We start from the raw sequence: 22,266 nt of genomic DNA on the forward strand, positions 1-22,266 counted from the left end.
AAAAATGTCAAAAGAAATACTCATTCATATTAAAGAGGGTGAGCGTTACGCGGCTGTTATTGAAGACGGAAAGCTCGATGATTTTCATATCGAATTAGACCGCCAAGACTCTACCCTGGGAAACATCTACAAAGGAAAAGTTGAAACCATTCTTCCGTCAATTAATGGAGCCTTCGTTAATATCGGCCATGAAAAAAACGGTTTTTTGTATCTTACGGATGCCATTAACCCTTTAGTCGAGGCAGAGATATCACCGACCAAGCGTTTCATCAATAAGCTTCTTAACCGCCCGGAAAAGAAAGAAAAAAAAGATCATAAGCCTATTCCATTTAAAGAAGGCGACGAGGTCTTAGTCCAGGTTGTTAAAGAACCGTTTGGAACCAAGGGCGCGCGTTTAACAACGCATATTAGCCTTGCCGGGCGATTTGTTGTTTATATGCCTTATGATCAGCATGTTGGAGTCTCCAAACGCATTGAGGAAGGCGAAGAACGTCATCGCCTAAAAGAATTATTAAAGGAACTTGATTTTGGGCAGACCGGAGGTTTTATCGTCCGGACGGCATCATTGCAAAAAGGCAAGCGGGAGCTTATTCGGGACGCAAAATTCTTGATCACTGTCTGGCGAAAGATCAAAAAGTTAGCCGAAGAAAAAAGCGCACCAGCTCTTATCTATAAGGAATACGATCTAGTTTGGCGGGTTATTCGGGATTACTTGAGAGAAGACGTCGATAAAGTCTTTGTTGACTCTCAGGAAGAGTATGGTAAGATACGCCGATTTGTCCACAATTTGATCGGAAAAGAAATGCTGGACAAAATTCACTGTTACAAGGGTGAAGCCCCGATCTTTGAAGCAAAGAATGTCTCTCGGCAGTTGGAAAAGATTTACGATAAGCGGGTTTATCTTAAATCGGGCGCTTATATTGTTATTGAACCAACGGAAGGGTTGATCGTCGTTGATGTCAATAGCGGGCGCTTTAAGGCTAATGCTTCACCGGAAGAAGCTGCCTTTCTGGTCAATAAAGAAGCAGCCCCCGAAATTGCCAGGCAGTTGCGTTTAAGGGATTTAGGTGGTATCATTGTCATTGATTTTATCGATATGTCGAGAGAAAACCATAAAAGGCAAGTGGTTGATGCTCTTGAGCTTGCTTTAGAAAAAGATTATGCCAAGACGGAAGTTATGAAAATATCGTCTTTGGGATTAGTGGAAATGACCAGGGCGAGGACGGGAAAGACTTTGGAGTCTATCTCGTTTCAAGATTGCCCTTATTGTGACGGCCGCGGTCGAATTAAAATTGACTAAAGGATTATCGCAATAAAAAGCAACGTTTCTTAAGGAGGATTACGATGTTAGCAATCGTGCAGGTTGGTTCATCTCAGTACAAGGTTTCCGAGGGTGACTTGATTGATACGCAGATCTTAGACGAAAAAGAAGGTAAAGCCGTTACGATCGACAAAGTTTTATTGTTTCAAGATGGTGATACGGTTAAAATTGGCCAGCCATTCTTAAGCGACGTCAAGGTCACGGCAAAAGTTTCCCGCCATCATTTGGCCGATAAAGTTGTTTCTTTTAAATATTCTCGCCGAGAAGGCTGGGAATGGAAAAAGGGCCATCGCCAAAAGCTTACTCGCCTTCAGATCACAAAAATCTCTTCCGGTAAATAAGCTAACCCTATGGCATTTGTTGACGAAGCAAGGATTTTTGTCAAAGCCGGCAATGGCGGTAAGGGGTGCGAAAGTTTTTATTCTGACAAGCGTACGCGCTATCCGCGTCCCGATGGAGGAGACGGCGGAAAAGGCGGTGATGTCATTTTTCTTGCTGACAAAAATATTCAAACACTTTTAGATTACCGGTTTAAGCAGCATTACGAAGGTGAGCGCGGCGGACACGGTTCCAGCAAACAGAAAAAAGGCAGAGATGGCCTTCATTGCTTGCTTAAAGTTCCTGTCGGAACGTTAATCCGTGATTTTGAGACCGGCTTATTGATAAAAGATTTGGCTTTGCCTGGCCAAAAAGTTATTGTGGCTAAGGGCGGTATTGGTGGGCGCGGCAATGACCACAAGCAAACGCCACTGCCTCCCAAAGAAGGTGAAGCGCGGACTATCAAGTTGGAGTTGAAATTAATTGCCGATGTTGGGATCGTCGGATTTCCGAATGTTGGCAAATCCACTTTGATTTGCGCGGTTTCAAAGGTCAGATCAAAGATCGGCAACTATCCTTTTACGACAAAGCAGCCGATCTTAGGGATTGTTGAGGGCGATGAATTTAATTTTATTCTCGCGGATTTGCCCGGGCTTATCGAAGGCGCGCATGAAGGCCGGGGATTAGGAGATAGATTTCTCAAGCATGCCGAGCGTACGAAAATACTTTTACATGTCATTGATATGGCCGGAACTGAAGGGCGCGACCCGGTTGAAGATTTTGAGAAGATCAATCACGAATTAGAGCAGTACAGCAGCAATCTTTTGGTTAAACATAAAATCATTGCGGCCAATAAGATGGATGTGCCCGCGGCCAAAGAAAACCTGAAACGCTTTAAGAAGAAATTTAAAGAAAAGGTTTTTCCCATCTCGGCCTTAGAACGCCAGGGCTTAGATAAGCTGATGGGCGTCATTAAGGATATTTTATGTCGAGAAAACTCTCCCGTAGAATCAAGCGCGTAATTGTTAAGATCGGTTCGAGCGTTATGGTGGATTATCAGCTCAAACCGCAAAGGGCCAGACTCTATTCATTGGTCAAACAAATAAGCCAATTGCGCAAACAAGGCATCGAAGTTATTTTAGTAAGCTCGGGTGCTATTGTTTTCGGGATGGGAGAACTGGGTTTAAGATCGCGCCCGTCGGATCTGGCACAGCTTCAGGCCAATGCGGCGGTAGGGCAAAATATTTTGATGCGTACCTACAGCGAGCTTTTTAAGAAAAATAATCTTAAATGTGCGCAAGTGTTATTAACTTGGGATGATTTTGCGGACCGAACACGTTTTAATAATGCGCGCACAACGCTCCAGGCGATTTTAGATTATGGCGCTATTCCGGTCATTAACGAAAACGATACCATTTCAACTCAAGAAATTAAATTCGGCGATAATGATCAGCTTTCGGCTCTAGTGGCCAGTATGATGCACGCTGATTTACTCATGATCCTTTCGGATGTGGAAGGGCTTTATGACTATAAAAATGGCCGCAAAGAAGTTTTAAGTGAAATAAAAGAAATTACCAAAGAGGTCGAATCGATCGCCTCAGGAACAAATAAGAAACAAATTTCCAAAGGCGGAATGGTTACCAAGCTTGGAGCCATCAAGATCGCGACGCACGCCGATGTTCCGTGCGTGATCGCCAGCGGTGAAGCCGAAAATGTTTTATTGCGCATTATTAAAGGCGAGCGCTTAGGAACTTTCTTTGCCGAGAAGGAAGAAAAACTTTTAGCCGCGAAACATTGGATCTCTTTTATCGCTAAGCCAAAAGGAACGATCGTTATTGACGATGGTGCCCGCGAAGCCGTATTAACCGGCGGCAAAAGCCTTCTTTTACCTGGCGTAGTTGGCTGGGAAGGGCATTTCAAAGTTGATGATGTGGTCATTGTTACCGGCAAAGATGACCAAGAGATTGCCAGAGGGCTTACGAATTATTCATTTTCTGATCTTCATAAAACCGAAGATAAAAAACAAAAAAAAGAAGTTATCCATCGCGATAACTTAGTTTTGTGTAAGAGGTAAGCAATGGATCTAAAGCATAAAATTAGTACAATCGCTCAAACAGCTAAGTTGGCAGCGCAAGAATTATCGGCTGTATCTACCGAAAAAAAGAACCAGGCGCTCAAACTTATGGCTCGTTTTCTTATTGAGCAAAGCAGTTATTTGATCCGAGAAAACCAAAAGGACTTAAAAGCGGCGCGAAATAAGAATTACAGTAAGGCATTGATACAGCGCCTAACCTTAACGCCTAAAGTTATCAAAGAAATGGCTGATTGTCTTTTGGCGACGGCAAAGCTAAAGGATCCGTCCGGAGAAATTCTTGCGATATATAAAAGGCCAAATGGCCTTTTGATTAAAAAGGTGCGTACACCTTTAGGCGTGATTGCGATCATTTACGAATCTCGTCCTAATGTGACCAGTGATTGTATTGGCCTTTGCTTAAAATCAGGCAATGCTGTTATTTTGCGAGGAGGCAAAGAAGCTATTTTCTCAAATCAGGCCGTTGTTCATGTTTTGCATAAGGCCTTAAAGAAAGCAGGAATTAGCTTAGGCGCTGTGAATTTTATTTCTTTGACCGATCACAAAGCCGTCGATATTCTTTTAGGGTTGGATCAATGGATCGATCTGGTTATTCCGCGCGGCGGCCAGCAGCTCATCGAATCTGTGATGGCAAAATCAAAAATTCCTGTTATCAAGAATTATAAAGGAGTTTGTCATACGTATGTGAGCAGTAAAGCGGATCTTGCGCTGGCACGCAAGGTTTGTTTTAACGCGAAGGTTCAAAAGCCGGGTGTTTGTAACGCCATGGAAACACTTTTGGTGGATAAAAACATTGCCAAGAAATTTCTTCCTCAAATGATCGCTGATCTTCAAAAAGCCGGCGTTGAAATACGAGGCTGTTCTGCGACGAAGAAAATCATTAAACAAGGTATCAAAAAAGCCAGCGAACATGATTGGAGCGAAGAATATCTTGATCTTATCTTATCTGTAAAAATTGTCAGCGATCTGAATGAAGCCGTTGGGCACATTAACCGCTATGGCTCGCATCATTCGGATGCCATCATCACGCGGGATAGCAGGGAAGCTCAAGAATTCTTACGAGCAGTTGATTCGGCGTGCCTTTATGTGAATGCGTCGACGCGCTTTACAGACGGTTATCAGTTTGGCATGGGAGCGGAAATTGGGATCAGTACAGATAAACTGCACGCGCGCGGCCCCATGGCCCTAGAAGAATTAACGACGTATAAATATTTTGTTTTTGGTAAAGGTCAAGTACGCACATGAGCCGTATCGGGGTTTTAGGCGGGACATTTAATCCGGTCCATATTGGCCACTTGATGATCGCGCAATGGGCTAAGGAAAAAATGCGGCTGGATAAAGTTATTTTTGTCCCCGCCAATCTTCCGCCCCATAAAGATGTTAAGGAAGTTGTTTCTTCCAAAGATAGGTATAAAATGGTTCAGTTAGCTGTTGGGGGCAACTCTTCATTTTCGGTTTCAGATTTTGAAATCAAAAGGCAAGGGAAGTCCTATACGATTGATACAATGCGTTATTTTGACCGTTGTTATCCTAAGAATACAAAATTGTTTTTTATTGTTGGCGGCGACATGACTTCCCAATTAAAAAATTGGCGCTATATTAAAGATATTTTAAAGATCGCCAGTTTTATCGTGGTCAACCGTCCCGGTCGCCACAGAAAGAATACCGAAATCAAGCATTCACCGGTTGTTATGCCGGCCATTGACATTTCTTCGTCGTATTTACGTCAACGTATCGCGCAAAAGAAAACAACAAAATATTTTATTCCGGACAAAGTCCGTCAGTATATTGATCAACATAAACTTTATCAAACTCAATAAAATCTACGAGGAGCTATTCTATGAAAAAAGGGAAAGTTTCTAAGAAAAACATTAAGAAAGTTGCTAAAAAATTATCCCCGAAAGGTATAAAGGGAAAAGGGGCTATCGCTCAAATTCCGATCGGCGAAATTAAATTTGGTACCGACGGTTGGAGAGCGGTCATATCAGATACATTTACTTTTAAAAATGTGGCGATTGTGGCGCAAGCCATTGCCGAATGGGTTAACCGTCATTTAAAAAAGAAAGACGGAATAGATAATAAACGTGTTGCTGTAGGTTTTGATACGCGGTTTTTATCCGATCGTTATGCGCAGACGGTGGCGTGCGTTTTAGCGGCTAACGGTATTGAAGTTTTTCTTTCCGATTCCGCTATTCCTACGCCGGCATTGAGTTTAGGCGTTATTCAGAATAAATGCGTCGCGGGAGTTATGATTACGGCTAGCCATAATCCCGGCCAATTTAACGGTATTAAGATCAAAACAGGCAATGGTGGCGCAGCGACAACTGATATTACTAATCTATTAGAGGAATACCTCTATAAAACGGAAGTTAAAAAAGTTGACCTTGATCAAGCCAAGAAAGATAAAACGATCATCATCCATAACTTTAAGGTCAATTACATTAACTTTTTGCGCGGTTATATCGATTTAAAGAAAATTAAGAATTCAAATTTCAAAGTTTTGGTGGACGCTATGCATGGCAGCGGCAATGGCCTGATGAGGGAAATCTTAAAAGGCACCAAGATCCGCTTGTCGATCATGCGCGAAGACGTCAACCCTATTTTTGACGGAGGTAAACCGGAACCTGTTGTGGAATATTTAGGCGGGATCATGAAGCGTGTCAAAGATGAGAAGTTTGACCTAGGGCTGGTTTTAGACGGCGACGCGGATAGAATTGCGGCGGTTGCCTCAGGCGGAGAATTTATTCATCCGCAAAAGATCCTTGGCTTGCTTATTTTACATTTAGCGAAAAACCGCGGGAAAACCGGTGGTGTCGTAAAAACGATTTGCGGGACCATGATGATCGACAAGATCGCCCAGAAGCTAGGGCTCAAGCTTTATGAAACTCCCGTTGGATTTAAATATATTTCTGATCTGATGATCAGCGAGAATATCCTCGCCGGCGGTGAAGAAGCCGGCGGTATGGGTTTGCCGGATTATATCCCGGAACGAGACGGGACCCTTGCCGGACTTCTCTTATTAGAGATGATGGTTTACTTAAAGAAAAATATTAAGAAAATTGCCCAGGAAATGGAAAAAGAGTTCGGCAAGTATACGTATGAGCGCTCAGACTTGAAATTAGGCAAGGAGCCGTTTGATTTTGACCGGATGAAGAAAATAAAAAATCTTCTCGGGCGCCGCGTTGTTGACGTTAAGGATTTCGACGGTGTTAAGCTTGTTTGTGATGACGAAAGCTGGTTGATGTTCCGTCCTTCCGGGACAGAACCTTTAGTGCGAGCGTATTCAGAAGCTAAATCGGCATCACGGGCTCTTAAGTTGATAAAATTTGGCGAAGCGCTTTTAAAGAAAAAATAGCCGATGTTTTATAGCATTGCGCACATTATTTTTGCGATCATCAGCAAAATTTTCTTTCCGATCAAAGTAAGCGGCCTTGAAAATATCCCTTCTCAGGGAAGTTTTATTTTTGCCAGTAATCATTTAAGCAATTTAGATCCGATGATCCTTGGACTGGCCAGCGGGCGGCGGCTAAACTACATGGCTAAGCAGTCGCTTTTTGAAAATAAGTTTTTTGCCCGTGTTTTGAATTGGGTAGGAGCCTTTCCGGTCAAGCGCGAATCGATGGACATTGGCGCGGTCAAAGAAGCGATCGCGAGATTAAAGGCTGGCGGAGGTTTGGTTATATTTCCGGAGGGAACGCGCAAGGCACTGCAAAAAGCCGATGAAGTTTTGCCCGGCGTTGGTTTTCTGGCGGTTAAAAGCGGAGCTAAGGTTATTCCTGTTTTTATCAAGGGATCAGATGTTGTTCTTCCTCCGAGGGCGAAAGCCTTGAAACGCGCAGCTGTTGATGTTGTTTTCGGCAAGAGTGTTCATTATTCTTCCAAAGAACCCTACGAAAATATTGCCAGCCGCATCATGGAACAAATCCAAGAAATTTCTACGGCAGTGTAAGGTCGCCTTGTCGTTTCGTGGGTAAAAAAATTTTGATTGACAAATCAAAGTTTATTGAGCATAATTTAGTACTTTAAATTTCCCCGAAGAATGTTTTTTGGGTGAAGTTAAAGAATTGATGACGAAAAGGGGTATTTTTTAAATGACACAAGATAGAAACGCAATCATGGAACAGATGTATTCGAGTACTCTTAAGAACATTCGCGAGGGCGAAATTGTTAAGGGGAATATTATTCAGATCACCGAAAAGGAAGTTGTCGTTGATATCGGTTTCAAATCTGAAGGCTTTGTTCCCTTAGAGGAATTTCGCGATAGAAGCGAATTGACTTTAGGGCAAGAAATTGATGTTTTAATTGAGACCATTGAAGATGAAGACGGCCGCACGGTTCTTTCCCGCCAAAAAGTAGAGCGGATGCGCGGTTGGCAGAAAATTGCAAATGATATTCATGAAGGTGACTTGGTCGAAGGCCGCGTTGTTAAATTAGTGAAGGGCGGTTATATTGTTGATGTTGAAGGCGTAGACGCTTTCCTCCCAATGTCTTTATCATCGTTTAAAGGTGTCGCCAACGATGAGATCATGGCGAACAAATATAAATTTCAAGTTGCTAAAATGAACGCGCAAAGGCGCAACCTTATTCTTTCGCGGCGCGATGTTGTTCAAAAAGAACGCGAAATGGCCAAGGCCAAGCTTTGGGATAAGCTCGAAAAAGGGCAAAGACGCGTTGGAACAGTTAAGGGGATCACAGATTTTGGTGCTTTTATTGATTTAGGCGGTGTGGACGGATTGCTTCATATTACCGATATGAGCTGGTCACGCGTTAATCATCCGTCGGAAGTTGTGGCTTTAGGTGATAAAATTGAAGTGCTTATTTTGGATTTCGATCGAGAAAACTCTAAAGTTTCCTTAGGGCTAAAACAGATCATCTCTAATCCTTGGACCGATATTGATGCGAAATATCCGATCAATTCTAAGGTGAAGGGGAAGATTGTCAACATTATGCCTTATGGTGTTTTTGTTGAAATTGAAAAGGGTATCGAAGGGCTTCTTCACTCCTCAGAGATTTCCTGGCAGAAGAAAATGGTCAATCCGCAAGAACTTTTTGCCATTGGCGATACCGTTGAAGTTCAAATTATCAATATTGATAAAGATTCTAAGAGAATTTCGCTCAGCACAAAGCAGCTTGAATCCAATCCTTGGTTAGAGGCGGAGAAGAAGTTTCCCGTTGGCGCAAAGACCGAAGGAAAGGTAAGGGGCTTTACGGATTATGGCGCGTTCATTGAACTGAGCGCTAATCTTGAAGGTATGATCCATGTTTCCGATATGTCCTGGACAAGACGGATCAATCATCCGCAAGAGATCTTAAAGAAGGGCCAGTCCGTTGAGGTTCAGGTTTTGGCTGTTGACGGAGAAAATCGCAAGATCACTTTAGGCCTTAAGCAGTTGTCGGCCAATCCTTGGGCCGAATTAGCGCAAAAATATCCCGTTGGTTTTGAATCTGACGCTGAGGTTGTTGCCAATTCAAATTTTGGCGTCTTTGTGAAATTAGATCAAGATGTCGAGGCTTTGATCTATTCATCCGAAATTGACAAAACAATGGCAGCTGCCTTAAAAGCCGGTGATAAAGTTCGTGTAAAGATCATTAAAGTTGACGTCGAGCAGATGAAAATCGGCGTTAGCGCTAAGCTCTCCTAAAAATCTTACTTAAGTAAAATCTTGCTATGTCCCAAGACGATCTTATCCGGAAGATATCTCGCGGAACAACGGAAATCATTAACGTCGAGGGCTTAGAAAAGAAACTTAAAGACAGCGCTCGAAATAAGAAATCCCTCTCTATTAAAGCTGGATTTGATCCTACCGCGCCCGATCTTCACCTCGGGCATGTTGTCCTCTTAAAGAAATTAAGACAGTTTCAAGAGCTTGGTCACACGGTTTTCTTTCTGATAGGGGATTTTACCGCTCAGATCGGAGATCCATCGGGTAAAGACCAGATGCGCCCTAAAATGAATGCGCGTCAGATCACGCAAAATGCCGCCACCTATCGAAAGCAAGTTTTTAAAGTCCTAGATGAGAAAAAAACAAAGGTTGTTTTTAATAGCCGCTGGCTATCCAAATTAAAAGCCCAAGATATCTTAGAATTAGCGGCTCGTTCAACGGTCGCTCAAATGCTTGCCCGCAATGATTTCAAAAATCGATTTGACCAAAAAAAAGAGATCAGCATCTTAGAATTTATTTATCCGCTTTTGCAAGGTTACGATTCGGTTCATCTTAAATCGGACGTGGAATTAGGCGGATCAGACCAGAAGTTTAACCTTTTGATGGGCCGGCAATTACAAGAGTCGTTTAAGCAAGATCCTCAGGTCGTCATCATGACGCCGCTTCTCGAGGGAACAGACGGTGTTAATAAGATGAGCAAATCACTGGGAAATTATATTGGTATTAACGAACCTGCCCAAGAGATGTTCGGAAAGTTAATGTCGATCAGCGATGAATTGATGTACCGCTATTATGAATTATTGACAGATTTTGATTTAAACATAGTAAAGACACTTCATCCTAAAGAAGCAAAATTAAAACTCGCCGGAAAAATCGTTGAAGATTTTCATGGGGCAACTTGTGCCCGTGAAGCACATCGGCAGTTCGAGGAAACTTTTAGCAAGGGAAATGTTCCGGATGATATTAGTGAGTATCGCTTAAAGCCAGATGGAAGCGAAACCGTTGCTGATATTTTAGTGCAAGCGAAGTTAGCCGCATCACGAAATGAAGTGCGCCGGCTTTTGCAGCAGGGAGCTATCCATCTGGACGGAGTTAAAATTACAGATGAACAAAGCAAGCCAAAGCAGGGAATTTTAAAAGTCGGCAAGCGCCGTTTCCTTAAGTTGACCTAAGGCATCGTCGGTGACGTAACCGCAATATTTTCTAAGGATTTAATCTCAAAATAAAAGAAATAAAAACTTGACAAAATAAACATCGGCAGTTATATTATAGCATTTCCTTATGCCCCTGTAGCTCAGCCGGTAGAGCACGTCCTTGGTAAGGACGAGGTCACCGGTTCAAGACCGGTCGGGGGCTTTAAAAAAGAATGACATTGGTTTAAAATGCGCGAAAATATACAGTTTGAATGTACCGAATGCCGTCGGATAAATTATACGAGCACGAAAGACAAGAAAAAAACTCCAGATCGCTTGGAATTGAAAAAGTATTGTCGTTTCTGCCGCAAGCACACAAATCATAAAGAATTAAAAAAATAAAATGAACGCATAAGGATAGGCCTGTAGCTCTAATTGGTAGAGCGACGGTCTCCAAAACCGAAGGTTGCAGGTTCGAGTCCTGCCAGGCCTGTAGGTTTTTGCCCTCAAAACATGATTGGCAAAATAAAAAAATTCTTTTCTGAAGTTGTTGTCGAATTAAAAAAGGTTTCTTGGTCTACGCGCCAGGAAGTTCTAGACGCTACTTGGTTAATTTTAGCAAGCTCGGCGATTTTGGGCGTCTTTATCGCCAGCATTGATTTTCTCTTGGCGCGGTTTGTAGCGCTCTTTATCAGGTAAAGAATATGAAGTGGTACGTTGTCCATACGCAAACAGGTTCGGAAGAAAAAGTGAGGGCGGGTTTAGCCAGCAGGATAGCGACCACGGCGCTCAAGGAGTATGTCGGCGAGGTTGTTGTCCCGACCGAACAAGTTTCCGAAATTCGAAGCGGTAAAAAACGTATCTCTGCAAGAAAATTCTTTCCGGGCTATATTCTGCTCAAGATGGAAATGAACAAAGAGAGTTGGTATCTGATCAAGAGCACACCGGGAATTACCGGTTTTATCGGCTCGGGAAATAAGCCAACGGCTCTTTCCGATGACGAAGTTCAAAATATTTTAAAACGTACGCATGATACAGAATCAAAGCCAAGCCCGAAAATCGTTTTTGAGATCAATGAGCCCGTGCGGATCGCTCAAGGCCCGTTCGCTAATTTTAACGGAACGGTCATTGAAGTTTATCCGGATCGGGGAAAATTAAAGGTCAGTGTTTCGATATTCGGACGGGCAACGCTCGTTGAATTAGAATACTGGCAAGTCGAGAAAATCTAAAATGGCTAAAGAAGCAGTCGCACAGATCAAGCTTTATGTTCCCGCCGGGCAAGCAAATCCGGCGCCGCCTGTCGGCCCCGCATTAGGCCAGCACGGCGTTAACATTATGATGTTTTGTAAGCAATTTAACGAAAAGACAAAAGGCCGTGAAGGATTGATCTTGCCGGCTGTTATTACGGTTTATAAAGATAAGTCATTTGATTTTATCATTAAAACACCGCCGACGTCGGTCCTTATCAAGCGTGCCGCGAACCTAGCCAAGGCTTCTGGAACCGCTGGAAAAGAAAAGATCGGATCGTTGACGGTTAAGCAGATCGAAGAGATCGCAAAGCAAAAAATAGAAGATTTAAACACGGGAAATATGCAACAGGCTATCCGCACTGTTAAGGGAACTGCCAGAAGCATGGGTATTGAGGTCAAAGAATAATGGTTAAACTCAGCAAACGTATGAAAGAAGCAGAAAAGCTTATTACGGAAGGAACCACCGCTCCTCTTAAAGAAGCCGTTGCCCTTCTCTTGAAATCTCCGAAAGTTAAATTTGACGAAACGATCGAGCTTCATTTTAATTTAAATATCGATGTGAAAAATACCGATCAAAACGTGCGCGGAACAGTTGTTTTGCCTCACGGAACAGGAAAAACTATTCGCATTGCTGTTATCTGCAAAGGCGCCCCGGCGCAAAAAGCCAAGGAATTAGGCGCGGATCACGTCGGTGCTGAAGAACTTATCGAGAAGATCTCCAAAGGATTTTTAGATTTTGATTGTATGATCGCCGCTCCGGATATGATGCGTGAGTTAAGTAAATTAGGAAAAATTTTAGGACCTCGCGGACTTATGCCAAGCCCAAAAGCCGGGACAGTGACGCTTGACGTTGAACGAGCTATCAAGGAAGTCAAGGCGGGTAAAGTTGAGTTTAAGGCTGATAAGCAAGCCGGAATTCATATCGGAATCGGAAAAAGGTCCTTTGCCGAATTAAAACTTACCGAAAATGCCAACTGTGTCATCGAAGCCATTACCCACATGAAACCTGCCAGTGTTAAGGGAAATTTCATAAAAAGTCTTTATCTCGCCTCAACCATGGGGCCTGGAGTTAGGATCGCGCTATGAGCATCGTTGCGGATAAAAAAGTCGGAAAATTATTCCGAGAAACGATGGCCGGCCTTATTAAGGAAGGCTTAGAAAAGAGATCAAGCACTTTCGTTGTCAATTATTCCCGCGTTTCCAGTTCTAAGATGGATGATTTTCGTAAAAATCTTCACCGGGTCGGGGCTGATCTCTATGTTTCGCGAAACAGCATTGCCCGCCGCGCGCTCAAAGAACTTAAATTTGATACATTAGCCGACAAGCTCGACGGACAAACAGCGTTTATTTGGAGCGATGCTGATTCCGTCGAAGTTTCCAAGGCTTTAGTGAAATTCTCAAAAAGCTGTGAAGGGATTTTGCTTCGCGGCGGCTTACTTGAAGGAAAAATGCTTGGGCAAGATGATGTTAAGAGATTATCTGATTTGCCTTCGCGGATCGTTTTGTTGACGATGGTTGCTTCAACACTGCAAGCGCCGTTAAACAGATTAGCAGGTGCTTTAACCGGGAAAACAAGAGACTTATTGTATTTATTGAAACAAATCAGCGAACAAAAGGGAGGTAAGTAACATGTCAGAAAGTGCCGTGAGTGAAAAAATGTCCTCACCAAAATTGGATGAAGTCATTAAGACGATCGAGGGCTTAACCGTCCTGGAGCTTTCCGAGCTCGTCAAGGGTTTGGAAGATAAGTTTGGCATTAAAGCCGCCGCTCCGATGATGGCCGGTCCTATGATGGGTGCTCCTGCTGCTGGTGCTGCTGCTCCTGTTGAAGAAAAAACAACATTTGATGTTGTTTTGAAAGCAGCCGGAAGCAACAAGATCGGTGTTATCAAAGAAGTTAGAGCCGCGACAAACTTAGGCTTAAAAGAAGCCAAAGACTTAGTTGAGGCTGCACCGAAGACCGTCAAGGAAGGCGCTACCAAAGAAGAGGCTCAAGAGCTTCAAAAGAAGTTGACCGAAGCTGGCGCAACCGTCGAGCTCAAGTAAATCGTTTTAGAAAAAACTTTTGAATAGTTTAACCACGATTCTTTAGTTTTTTTCAAAGAGGCTTCCTATCAATGCAGAGAAGAAAAATTAAAGATTTTAGCAAAATCCAAGATACCTTTGAATTGCCGGGTCTTTTGGATGTTCAGCTGAAATCATATGAAGATTTTTTGCAAAAAGAAATTGCTTCCGACCAGCGCAAAGACCAGGGATTAGAAGAAGTTTTTCGTGAAGTTTTTCCTTTGGAAAGTTATGACGGCCAGACTCGTCTGGAGTATGTCAGCTATTCCATGGGAAAGGAAAAATATTCTTGCCTGGAGTGTCAGCGCCGGGGAATGACATATTCCGCGCCGTTAAAGGTGAAGCTTCGCTTAGTCACTCCTGTGGACATTAAAGAGCAGGAAGTTTATTTTGGCGATTTTCCTTTAATGACGGATACGGGGACGTTCATTATTAATGGTGATGAGCGGGTTGTTGTTGCCCAGATCCAGCGTTCGCCGGGTGCTTCCTTTGAAGAAGAAATGCATCCTACCGGAAAAAGCATTTACCACGGGCGCATTATTCCTTCCCGTGGCGCTTGGTTTGAAATTAAATACGATCTTAACGATATCCTCTTAGCTTACATTGACCGCCGCAGAAATTTCCCAGCAACCCAGATTTTAAGAATCATGGGGCTTTCCAATGCCGAAGATATGCAGAAAATGTTCGGCGATGATTTTAGTAAAATTAAAAATACTTTAGAAAAAGACCACACCACTTCCAAAGAAGAGGCTTTATTAGATTTCTATCGAAAGATGCGCCCTACCGAACCGGCAACGGCAGAAGTAGCGGAATCATTATTTTATCGATTATTTTTTGATCCCAAACGTTACGACTTAACTAAGGTTGGCCGACACATTATCAACCGAAAATTGGGAATGAATATTTCTCCCGATAATCGTGTTTTAGATATCGCGACGGTCGTTGAAGTTATGCGATATTTGATGGGATTACGCGATGGGCGGGGAACGACCGATGATATTGACCATCTCGGAAATCGCCGCATTAAAACCGTCGGAGAATTGGTTCAAAATCAAGTTCGTATCGGTTTAGCGCGTTTGGAACGCTCCATTAAAGAGCGTTTGGTTGTCATGAGCAATTTTGAGAATTTGACCGCGCATCATCTGATTAATTCAAGGCTTTTTTCAAATCAAGTTCAAGATTTCTTTGCCCGCAGCCAGCTTTCACAATTCATGGATCAGGTTAATCCCTTAGCTGAAATGACGCACAAACGCCGTTTAAGCGCCATCGGCCCGGGCGGTTTATCGCGCGAAAGAGCAGGGTTCGAAGTTCGCGATGTTCACCATACCCATTACGGCCGCGTTTGTCCTATTGAAACTCCGGAAGGCCCGAACATCGGTTTAATTTCTTCTTTGACCACTTGCGCGCGCATCAATGAATTTGGTTTTATTGAAGCTCCTTATCGAAAAGTCGAAGATGGCCGTGTTACACGACGCGTTGATTATTTAACGGCTGATGTCGACGAGACGAAATATATTGCTCAAGCCAACGCCATTCTTGATAAGGACGGAAATTTCACCGAAAAAGACGTTGCCTGCCGTCATAAAACTGATTTCCCGAGGGTTCTTCCCAAAAAAGTAGATTACATGGACGTATCTCCCAAGCAGCTCGTTTCGGTAGCTACGGCGCTTATTCCGTTTTTGGAACACGACGATGCCAACCGTGCTTTAATGGGATCAAATATGCAACGCCAAGCTGTTCCGCTCATGAGTACCGAAGTTCCGTATGTCGGAACCGGTATGGAAGCTAAAGTTGCGAAGGATTCCGGCGTTGTGGTGGTGTCGAAGGAAGACGGAAAAATAACCCGCGTTGACGCCAAAGAGATCGTTGTCGGAAAAACCACGTATCCTTTAAAGAATTTCCTACGCTCCAATTCAAATACATGCGTTCATCAAAAGCCCATCGTTGAGCTTGGCGAATATGTGAAAGCCGGCCAGACGATCGCCGATGGCATTGGCACCAAAGACGGAAAGATCGCTTTGGGACGCAATGCCTTGGTCGCTTTTATGCCTTGGCGTGGATATAATTTTGAAGATGCTATTATCATTAATGAAAGATTAGCCCGCGAAGATAGATTTACTTCCATTCATATCGAGCGCTTTGAAGTTGAAGCCCGCGAAACCCGCCTGGGCAACGAAGAAATTACCCGTGATATTCCTAATGTTGGCGAAGATGCTTTAAAAGACTTGACCGAAGACGGTATTATTCGCGTCGGAGCTGAAGTCAAAGCCGGGGATATCTTGGTTGGAAAAGTAACGCCAAAAAGTGAAAAAGAACTTTCTCCGGAAGAGCGTCTTTTGCGAGCCATCTTCGGCGAGAAGGCGGCGGATATTCGGGACACATCATTAACGCTTCCTCCTGGAATTGAAGGCGTGGTCGTTAATGTTGAGATCTTTCAGCGTAGCGAGCGCGGCCGTAAATCCAAAGAAGATAAAACTAAAGAATTAGCGGCTATTCGCGAGATCAAGGAATATTACAAACAAGAAATTGAATTCTTAGAGAATGAAAAAGAAAAAAAGCTTTGCAAGATCCTTGGTGTTGATAAGAAGAAATTCGCCAAAATGGAAACCGGTGAGATCAACAGCGACGAAGAAGCCCGGGATACCATGGCCTTTTTTAATGACAAGATCAAAGAATTAGCCGAAGAAGAGATCCAGGAAATTGAACGCGTTAAACGCGGCGATGAACTTCCCGCAGGTGTTTTAAAGAAAGTCATTGTTTATGTCGCAACAAAACGCAAGCTTTCCGAAGGTGATAAAATGGCCGGCCGTCACGGGAACAAAGGTGTGGTGGCCAGGATTCTACCCGAAGAAGATATGCCGTTTTTAGCCGACGGAACACCGGTTGAAGTTATTTTAAATCCCTTAGGCGTTCCGTCTCGTATGAACGTCGGACAGCTTTTAGAAACACATTTAGGATGGGCGGCTCATGCGCTTGGATTTAATGCGGAAACCCCTGTTTTTAACGGCGCGACCGAACAAGAAATTCGCGACTTGTTAAGAGAAGCCAATTTACCTGAAGAGGGTAAAACAGCCGTTTATGACGGCTATACAGGAATGCCGTTTGACCAAAAGGTGACCATTGGCTACATCTATATGATGAAGCTTAATCATCTTGTGGATGAGAAAATTCACGCACGTTCCATCGGCCCGTATTCATTAGTTACACAGCAGCCCTTAGGTGGTAAGGCTCATTTCGGCGGACAGCGTTTCGGAGAAATGGAAGTCTGGGCGCTGGAAGCTTATGGCGCGGCATATACATTACAAGAAATGCTAACGGTTAAAAGTGATGATGTTACCGGGCGAAGCCGGATCTATGAGGCGATCGTCAAAGGCGAGCAAAAACTTACCTCTGGGACCCCCGAATCATTTAACGTTTTGATGAAAGAACTGCAGGGTTTGTGTTTGGATATCCGCACGGATCTCAGCACTCAATCAAAAACCGAAGCAAAAAAAGATAAGCAAAAATAAGGCTCAAACTATGCTGACAGAAGGACAGAAAGAATACGATTGCATTACGATTAAGATTGCCTCACCGCAGGTCATTCGCTCTTGGTCCCACGGTTCAGTGAAAAAAGCGGAAACGCTTAACTATCGAACTTTGAAGCCGGAAAAGGACGGGCTTTTTTGCGAAAAGATCTTTGGCCCGGTTCGTGACTGGGAATGTAATTGCGGTAAATATAAAGGCATTAAGTTCAAGGGCATTACCTGCGATCGTTGCGGCGTTACGATCACTCGCTCATCGGTCCGTCGGGAACGCATGGGCCATATTGATTTGGCGTGTCCGGTAACACACATTTGGTTCTATAAAGCTGTCCCAAGCCGTTTGGCGGCTCTTCTCGAAGTCGGCTTACGTGACCTAGAAAAGATTATTTATTATGAAGAATATATTGTTGTTGACCCCGGTGGAACTTCTCTTAAGAAAAAAGAATTACTCAATGAGGACAAATATCAAGAATGTCTTTTAAAATATCCCGGTGGTTTTAAAGCGAAGATCGGCGCCGAAGCCGTTCGCGATCTTTTAAGAGAAATTGATATCAGCGCTCTTTGCAAAAAACTTCGTAAAGATCTAGAAAAAGCAAATCCGACCGGAACGAATATCAAAAAGATCGCCAAGGTGCTTAATATCGCCGAGGAATTTAAGAATTCCGGCAATTTGGCGGAGTGGATGATCTTAGATGTCCTTCCCGTTATTCCTCCCGACCTGCGTCCTTTAGTTCCTCTAGAAGGCGGGCGTTTTGCCACATCAGACTTAAATGATCTCTATCGCCGTGTCATTAATCGCAACAATCGTTTAAAGAAATTGTTGGATTTGAATGCTCCGGAAATTATTATTCGTAATGAAAAACGTATGCTGCAGGAAGCCGTTGACGCGCTTTTAGATAATGGCCGTCACGGACGTCCGGTGCTTGGTTCCGGAAATCGTCCCTTAAAATCTTTATCAGATATGTTAAAGGGTAAGCAGGGAAGATTCCGTATGAATCTTTTAGGTAAACGCGTGGATTATTCCGGACGTTCTGTTATCGTCGTCGGACCGGAATTGAAATTGCATCAATGCGGGCTTCCTAAAAAGATGGCTCTGGAACTTTTTGAACCATTCATTATCCGTAAATTACGCGAAAAAGGTTTTGTCCATACGATCAAGGGTGCTAAGAGAATGGTAGAACGCGCCAAGATCGAAGTATGGGATATCTTAGATGAAGTTATCAAAGATCATCCTGTGATGCTCAACCGTGCTCCGACATTGCATCGTTTAAGCGTTCAGGCATTCCAGCCGCTTTTAGTCGAAGGAAAGGCTATCAAGCTCCATCCATTAGTTTGCGCGGCTTTTAACGCGGACTTTGACGGAGACCAAATGGCCGTGCACGTTCCTTTATCTTTGGAAGCGCAGATCGAGTGCCGTATTGAGCTGCTTTCCGTTAATAATATTTTCTCTCCAGCCGACGGCCGTCCGGTCATCGCTCCAACACAAGATGTTATTTTGGGGCTTTATTATCTTACAAAGGATAAAGCCGGCGGAAATTCGGAAGGAAAATTATTTTCTAATGCCCAAGAAGTTCTGATCGCGAATAATGACGGGCTCATTGATTTGCATACGCGCATTAAACTTAAATTAAAAGGGCATGTTTGGGGAGATGAGAAGCCTTCTTTAGTCATTCCTCAGGAAGAATCCGGAAAAAAAGACGACAAGAAAAAATCCGAAGAGGTCCATCAGCATATTCCTATTATCGAGACAACCGTCGGGCGAGTTATGCTTAATGAAATCCTGCCGGAAGGTTTTGGTTATGTGAATGAAACATTAAATAAAAAGAGAGTCGGTGCTATCATTTCCGATTGCTATAAACGCTTTGCACAGCACAGAACTGTTGTTCTTTTGGATGCCCTGAAAGATATCGGTTTTAAATGGGCCACGCTCGGCGGTATTTCGATCGGCATTGCTGATCTGCTTATTCCTAAAGAAAAAGAAGATGCGATCAAATCAGCGAAGCAAGAAGTCGGCAAGGTGGAAGATCAATATCGCAAAGGTATTATTACCGAACGTGAACGCTACAATAAGATCATTGACGTTTGGACGCATGCGACTGAATCATTGTCAGATCTCGTTTTCAAAGAAATGGATCCTTTTAATCCGGTTTTTATTATGGCGGATTCCGGAGCGCGCGGGTCGCGTCTTCAGGTGCGTCAGCTTTCCGGTATGCGCGGACTTATGGCGAAACCGTCGGGTGAGATCATCGAAAATCCGATCACGGCCAGTTTCCGTGAAGGCTTAACAGTTTTGGAATATTTTATTTCAACACACGGTGCGCGAAAAGGTTTGGCTGATACGGCTTTAAAAACCGCGGATGCCGGTTACTTGACACGCCGATTGGTTGACGTTGCTCAAGAAATTGTTATTTCCGAAATTGATTGCGGCACTGTTAACGGTATTACCGTTTCTGCCATTATTGAAGGAGACGAAGTTGTCGTTAGCTTAAAAGAAAGAATCGTTGGCCGCGTTGCTTTAGATAATATCGTGGATGTTATTACGGATCAGCTGATCGTCGAAGCCGGCGAACAAATTTCCGAAGATAAAGCGGAAGTCATCGAACAGCTTGGCATGGAAAAAGTGCGCATCCGCAGTGTTTTGACTTGCGAATCTGAGCGTGGCCTTTGCGTTAAATGTTACGGGCGCAATTTAGCAACGCAAAGACTTGTGGAAATTGGGGAAGCGGTTGGAATTATTGCCGCGCAAAGTATCGGTGAACCCGGTACGCAGTTGACCATGAGAACTTTCCATATCGGTGGTACGGCGAGCCGTGCGATCGAGCAATCTTATATTCGCTCAAAGAGCGAAGGTCTCATTAAATATCACAAATTACGCGTTGTCCAAAAAGGAAAAGAATTTGTTGTTTTGAACCGGAACGGATCGATCAGCATCAATGATGAATTCGGCCGCGAATTTGAACGCCATCAACTTCCTCAAGGTGCTACCATTACGGTGGAAGACGGCGGAAAAATCGGCAAGGGTATTATCTTCGTTAGCTGGGATCCTTATACGATTCCGATCATCACGGAAGTCAGAGGTGTTGTGAATTTTGAAGACATCAAAGATGACGTGACGGTTCGCCAGGAACAAAATCCGGTGACCGGGATCACAGAATGCGTTGTGGTCGAGCATAAACAAGATTTTCATCCGCAGATCATTGTTACCGACGAGAAAAAAGAAGTTTTAGGGATTTATTCCATTCCGGTCGGCGCTCATATTTTGGTTAAAGATAATCAGACCGTAAACGGCGGAGAGTTGTTGGCCAAGATCCCGCGCGGTGTTGGTAAGACACGCGATATTACCGGAGGTCTTCCTCGCGTTGCGGAATTGTTCGAAGCCAGACGCCCGAAAGATCCGGCAGTTATCAGTGAGATCGACGGCTTTGTGGAATTCGGCGAAGATAAAAAAGGCTTACGTACTATCGTTGTTCGCAGCACGACCGGGATGAGTAAAGATTACACAATTCCTCACGGAAAACATCCTACCGTTTATAAAGGTGACCGTGTTTTTGCCGGGCAACAATTGACGGAAGGGCCGGTTGTTCCGCAAGATATTTTAAGAGTCTGCGGTGATAAAGTTTTGCAAGAATATTTATTGAATGAAGTTCAAGAAGTTTATCGTCTTCAGGGCGTGCGCATTAATGATAAACATCTCGAACTTATTATTTCTCAAATGCTTAAAAAAGTACGCATTGATGATGGCGGCGACACGCCGTTTTTAGTGGGCCAACAGATCGATCGCGTATTATTCAAAAGGGCAAATGAAAAAGTCTTAAAAGAAAAAGGAAAACCCGCTTCGGCAACACCGCTATTATTAGGGATCACAAAGGTGTCGTTGACGACGGAAAGTTTCATTTCCGCGGCCAGCTTCCAAGAAACAACAAGAGTCTTGACAGAAGCCGCTGCTTCTGGTAAAACTGACCTCTTACGCGGGCTCAAAGAAAATGTCATTGTAGGCCATTTGATCCCTGCGGGGACAGGGTTCTACCGACATCATGATGTGGAGATAGTAAAACATGCCAACGATAGCGCAGCTGATACGAAAGAGCAGAAACCTCAAGAAGAAAAAGAGTAAGTCACCGGCTCTCACCAATTGCCCGCAACGGCGTGGTGTATGTTTACAGGTGAAAACGATGACGCCTAAAAAACCGAATTCGGCGTTACGTAAGATCGCCAGAGTTCGTCTTTCCAATGGGGTGGAAGTGACGTCGTATATTCCGGGAGAAGGGCACAATCTTCAGGAACATTCAATTGTTTTAGTTAGGGGCGGGCGCGTTAAAGATTTACCAGGTGTTCGTTATCATACTGTCCGTGGGACGCTTGACACGGCCGGTGTACAAAATAGAAAAAAATCACGTTCAAAATACGGTGCAAAGGCCTCTAAATAATGCGTAGACGAGCTGCTGAAAAAAGAGAAGCGATCCCAGATCCAAAATATAACAGTATTTTGGTCGCAAAATTTGTTAATACCTTAATGGTCGAAGGAAAGAAATCCTTAGCCGAGAAAATTGTTTATGGGGCTTTTGAGATCTTAAAACAAAAAACTTCCGAAACGGATGCATTAAAGATCTTCAACAAGGCGATCGATAATGTTCGTCCGCGACTGGAGTTGAAGCCCAGAAGAGTGGGCGGGGCAACATACCAAATTCCGGTGGAAGTCACATCGCAACGCGGAAACTCAATTGCTATGCGCTGGCTAAGAGATTTCTCCAGAGCGAAAAAGGGCAAGCCCATGATGATCAAGTTATCTGAAGAACTTTTGGCGGCTTATAAAGGTGAAGGCCCGGCAATTAAAAAACGAGATGAGACACATAAGATGGCAGAAGCCAACAAGGCCTTTGCTCATCTTCGGTGGTAATTTT

General features: G+C 43.7%; 21 protein-coding genes and 2 tRNA genes. All 23 read left to right on the top strand.

From position 1 onward, the window contains the following. Positions 1–4 precede the first annotated feature (4 nt). The 23 genes from WC676_07115 to rpsG all read left to right on the top strand — a co-directional run bounded on the left by WC676_07115 (position 5) and on the right by rpsG (position 22,262). Entirely contained in the window at positions 5–1,300 is a 1,296-nt protein-coding gene (locus tag WC676_07115; protein ID MFA5060379.1) for an Rne/Rng family ribonuclease, read from the top strand. A 44-nt stretch (positions 1,301–1,344) separates the two neighbouring features. Beyond that, positions 1,345–1,662, top strand: a complete 318-nt coding sequence (gene rplU, locus WC676_07120) for a 50S ribosomal protein L21 (protein MFA5060380.1) — start codon at positions 1,345–1,347, stop codon at positions 1,660–1,662. A 9-nt stretch (positions 1,663–1,671) separates the two neighbouring features. Further along, positions 1,672–2,661 carry a GTPase ObgE gene (gene obgE / locus WC676_07125; GenBank protein ID MFA5060381.1) on the top strand — a complete coding sequence of 330 codons (990 nt, stop codon included), beginning with the start codon at positions 1,672–1,674 and terminating at the stop codon, positions 2,659–2,661. Continuing rightward, on the top strand, positions 2,625–3,713 hold the full coding sequence (proB, locus tag WC676_07130) for a glutamate 5-kinase (protein ID MFA5060382.1): 1,089 nt from the start codon (positions 2,625–2,627) through the stop codon (positions 3,711–3,713). Before obgE ends, proB begins: the two co-directional genes overlap by 37 nt. 3 nt (positions 3,714–3,716) lie before the next feature. Continuing rightward, positions 3,717–4,976, top strand: a complete 1,260-nt coding sequence (locus WC676_07135; GenBank protein MFA5060383.1) for a glutamate-5-semialdehyde dehydrogenase — start codon at positions 3,717–3,719, stop codon at positions 4,974–4,976. Beyond that, positions 4,973–5,551 (top strand): nicotinate-nucleotide adenylyltransferase, encoded by a 579-nt coding sequence (gene nadD, locus WC676_07140; protein ID MFA5060384.1) that lies wholly within the window; start codon positions 4,973–4,975, stop codon positions 5,549–5,551. The genes WC676_07135 and nadD overlap by 4 nt, the downstream gene beginning before the upstream one ends. A gap of 20 nt (positions 5,552–5,571) precedes the next feature. Continuing rightward, the gene (locus WC676_07145) at positions 5,572–7,086 is read left to right on the top strand and encodes a phosphoglucomutase/phosphomannomutase family protein (protein ID MFA5060385.1); all 1,515 of its coding nucleotides are present in this window, start codon (positions 5,572–5,574) and stop codon (positions 7,084–7,086) included. Positions 7,087–7,089: 3 nt separating this feature from the next. After that, on the top strand, positions 7,090–7,680 hold the full coding sequence (locus tag WC676_07150) for a lysophospholipid acyltransferase family protein (protein MFA5060386.1): 591 nt from the start codon (positions 7,090–7,092) through the stop codon (positions 7,678–7,680). A 142-nt stretch (positions 7,681–7,822) separates the two neighbouring features. Continuing rightward, positions 7,823–9,373: a 30S ribosomal protein S1 gene (gene rpsA, locus WC676_07155; GenBank protein MFA5060387.1), complete on the top strand. Its 1,551-nt coding sequence runs from the start codon at positions 7,823–7,825 to the stop codon at positions 9,371–9,373. Between the two features lie 26 nt (positions 9,374–9,399). Continuing rightward, on the top strand, positions 9,400–10,566 hold the full coding sequence (tyrS, locus tag WC676_07160) for a tyrosine--tRNA ligase (GenBank protein ID MFA5060388.1): 1,167 nt from the start codon (positions 9,400–9,402) through the stop codon (positions 10,564–10,566). Between the two features lie 111 nt (positions 10,567–10,677). After that, positions 10,678–10,750: transfer RNA gene (locus tag WC676_07165), tRNA-Thr, on the top strand. 26 nt (positions 10,751–10,776) lie between these two features. After that, positions 10,777–10,929, top strand: a complete 153-nt coding sequence (rpmG, locus tag WC676_07170) for a 50S ribosomal protein L33 (GenBank protein ID MFA5060389.1) — start codon at positions 10,777–10,779, stop codon at positions 10,927–10,929. Between the two features lie 17 nt (positions 10,930–10,946). Continuing rightward, positions 10,947–11,020 (top strand) — tRNA-Trp (locus WC676_07175). Positions 11,021–11,040: 20 nt separating this feature from the next. Continuing rightward, entirely contained in the window at positions 11,041–11,226 is a 186-nt protein-coding gene (gene secE / locus WC676_07180) for a preprotein translocase subunit SecE (protein ID MFA5060390.1), read from the top strand. A 5-nt stretch (positions 11,227–11,231) separates the two neighbouring features. Continuing rightward, on the top strand, positions 11,232–11,756 hold the full coding sequence (gene nusG / locus WC676_07185) for a transcription termination/antitermination protein NusG (protein MFA5060391.1): 525 nt from the start codon (positions 11,232–11,234) through the stop codon (positions 11,754–11,756). 1 nt (position 11,757) lies between these two features. Next, positions 11,758–12,183, top strand: coding sequence for a 50S ribosomal protein L11 (gene rplK / locus WC676_07190; protein MFA5060392.1), 426 nt, complete (start codon positions 11,758–11,760; stop codon positions 12,181–12,183). Continuing rightward, the gene (gene rplA / locus WC676_07195) at positions 12,183–12,863 is read left to right on the top strand and encodes a 50S ribosomal protein L1 (GenBank protein MFA5060393.1); all 681 of its coding nucleotides are present in this window, start codon (positions 12,183–12,185) and stop codon (positions 12,861–12,863) included. Before rplK ends, rplA begins: the two co-directional genes overlap by 1 nt. After that, positions 12,860–13,405 (top strand): 50S ribosomal protein L10, encoded by a 546-nt coding sequence (gene rplJ, locus WC676_07200; protein MFA5060394.1) that lies wholly within the window; start codon positions 12,860–12,862, stop codon positions 13,403–13,405. The genes rplA and rplJ overlap by 4 nt, the downstream gene beginning before the upstream one ends. Before the next feature lie 28 nt (positions 13,406–13,433). Beyond that, positions 13,434–13,823, top strand: coding sequence for a 50S ribosomal protein L7/L12 (rplL, locus tag WC676_07205; GenBank protein MFA5060395.1), 390 nt, complete (start codon positions 13,434–13,436; stop codon positions 13,821–13,823). Positions 13,824–13,894: 71 nt separating this feature from the next. Beyond that, a complete protein-coding gene (rpoB, locus tag WC676_07210; GenBank protein ID MFA5060396.1) occupies positions 13,895–17,350 on the top strand; it encodes a DNA-directed RNA polymerase subunit beta in 3,456 nt (1,151 codons plus the stop codon). 10 nt (positions 17,351–17,360) lie between these two features. After that, positions 17,361–21,479, top strand: a complete 4,119-nt coding sequence (gene rpoC / locus WC676_07215; GenBank protein MFA5060397.1) for a DNA-directed RNA polymerase subunit beta' — start codon at positions 17,361–17,363, stop codon at positions 21,477–21,479. Continuing rightward, positions 21,421–21,792 carry a 30S ribosomal protein S12 gene (gene rpsL / locus WC676_07220; GenBank protein ID MFA5060398.1) on the top strand — a complete coding sequence of 124 codons (372 nt, stop codon included), beginning with the start codon at positions 21,421–21,423 and terminating at the stop codon, positions 21,790–21,792. The genes rpoC and rpsL overlap by 59 nt, the downstream gene beginning before the upstream one ends. Then, on the top strand, positions 21,792–22,262 hold the full coding sequence (rpsG, locus tag WC676_07225; protein ID MFA5060399.1) for a 30S ribosomal protein S7: 471 nt from the start codon (positions 21,792–21,794) through the stop codon (positions 22,260–22,262). The genes rpsL and rpsG overlap by 1 nt, the downstream gene beginning before the upstream one ends. Positions 22,263–22,266: the final 4 nt, after the last annotated feature.

It is taken from the genome of Candidatus Omnitrophota bacterium (assembly GCA_041649175.1).
Classification (GTDB): domain Bacteria; phylum Omnitrophota; class Gorgyraeia; order Zapsychrales; family JBAZNR01; genus JBAZNR01.

Bases quoted from the DNA above. Each gene is read 5' to 3' on its own strand.
- rplJ (MFA5060394.1), top strand. From the start codon at position 12,860: ATGAGCATCGTTGCGGATAAAAAAGTCGGAAAATTATTCCGAGAAACG.
- rplA (MFA5060393.1), top strand. From the start codon at position 12,183: ATGGTTAAACTCAGCAAACGTATGAAAGAAGCAGAAAAGCTTATTACG.
- obgE (MFA5060381.1), top strand. From the start codon at position 1,672: ATGGCATTTGTTGACGAAGCAAGGATTTTTGTCAAAGCCGGCAATGGC.
- rpsG (MFA5060399.1), top strand. From the start codon at position 21,792: ATGCGTAGACGAGCTGCTGAAAAAAGAGAAGCGATCCCAGATCCAAAA.
- rpoC (MFA5060397.1), top strand. From the start codon at position 17,361: ATGCTGACAGAAGGACAGAAAGAATACGATTGCATTACGATTAAGATT.
- rplL (MFA5060395.1), top strand. From the start codon at position 13,434: ATGTCCTCACCAAAATTGGATGAAGTCATTAAGACGATCGAGGGCTTA.
- rplK (MFA5060392.1), top strand. From the start codon at position 11,758: ATGGCTAAAGAAGCAGTCGCACAGATCAAGCTTTATGTTCCCGCCGGG.
- tyrS (MFA5060388.1), top strand. From the start codon at position 9,400: ATGTCCCAAGACGATCTTATCCGGAAGATATCTCGCGGAACAACGGAA.
- nusG (MFA5060391.1), top strand. From the start codon at position 11,232: ATGAAGTGGTACGTTGTCCATACGCAAACAGGTTCGGAAGAAAAAGTG.
- proB (MFA5060382.1), top strand. From the start codon at position 2,625: ATGTCGAGAAAACTCTCCCGTAGAATCAAGCGCGTAATTGTTAAGATC.
- rplU (MFA5060380.1), top strand. From the start codon at position 1,345: ATGTTAGCAATCGTGCAGGTTGGTTCATCTCAGTACAAGGTTTCCGAG.
- WC676_07135 (MFA5060383.1), top strand. From the start codon at position 3,717: ATGGATCTAAAGCATAAAATTAGTACAATCGCTCAAACAGCTAAGTTG.
- secE (MFA5060390.1), top strand. From the start codon at position 11,041: ATGATTGGCAAAATAAAAAAATTCTTTTCTGAAGTTGTTGTCGAATTA.
- nadD (MFA5060384.1), top strand. From the start codon at position 4,973: ATGAGCCGTATCGGGGTTTTAGGCGGGACATTTAATCCGGTCCATATT.
- rpsA (MFA5060387.1), top strand. From the start codon at position 7,823: ATGACACAAGATAGAAACGCAATCATGGAACAGATGTATTCGAGTACT.
- rpoB (MFA5060396.1), top strand. From the start codon at position 13,895: ATGCAGAGAAGAAAAATTAAAGATTTTAGCAAAATCCAAGATACCTTT.
- WC676_07150 (MFA5060386.1), top strand. From the start codon at position 7,090: ATGTTTTATAGCATTGCGCACATTATTTTTGCGATCATCAGCAAAATT.
- WC676_07145 (MFA5060385.1), top strand. From the start codon at position 5,572: ATGAAAAAAGGGAAAGTTTCTAAGAAAAACATTAAGAAAGTTGCTAAA.
- rpmG (MFA5060389.1), top strand. From the start codon at position 10,777: ATGCGCGAAAATATACAGTTTGAATGTACCGAATGCCGTCGGATAAAT.
- rpsL (MFA5060398.1), top strand. From the start codon at position 21,421: ATGCCAACGATAGCGCAGCTGATACGAAAGAGCAGAAACCTCAAGAAG.
- WC676_07115 (MFA5060379.1), top strand. From the start codon at position 5: ATGTCAAAAGAAATACTCATTCATATTAAAGAGGGTGAGCGTTACGCG.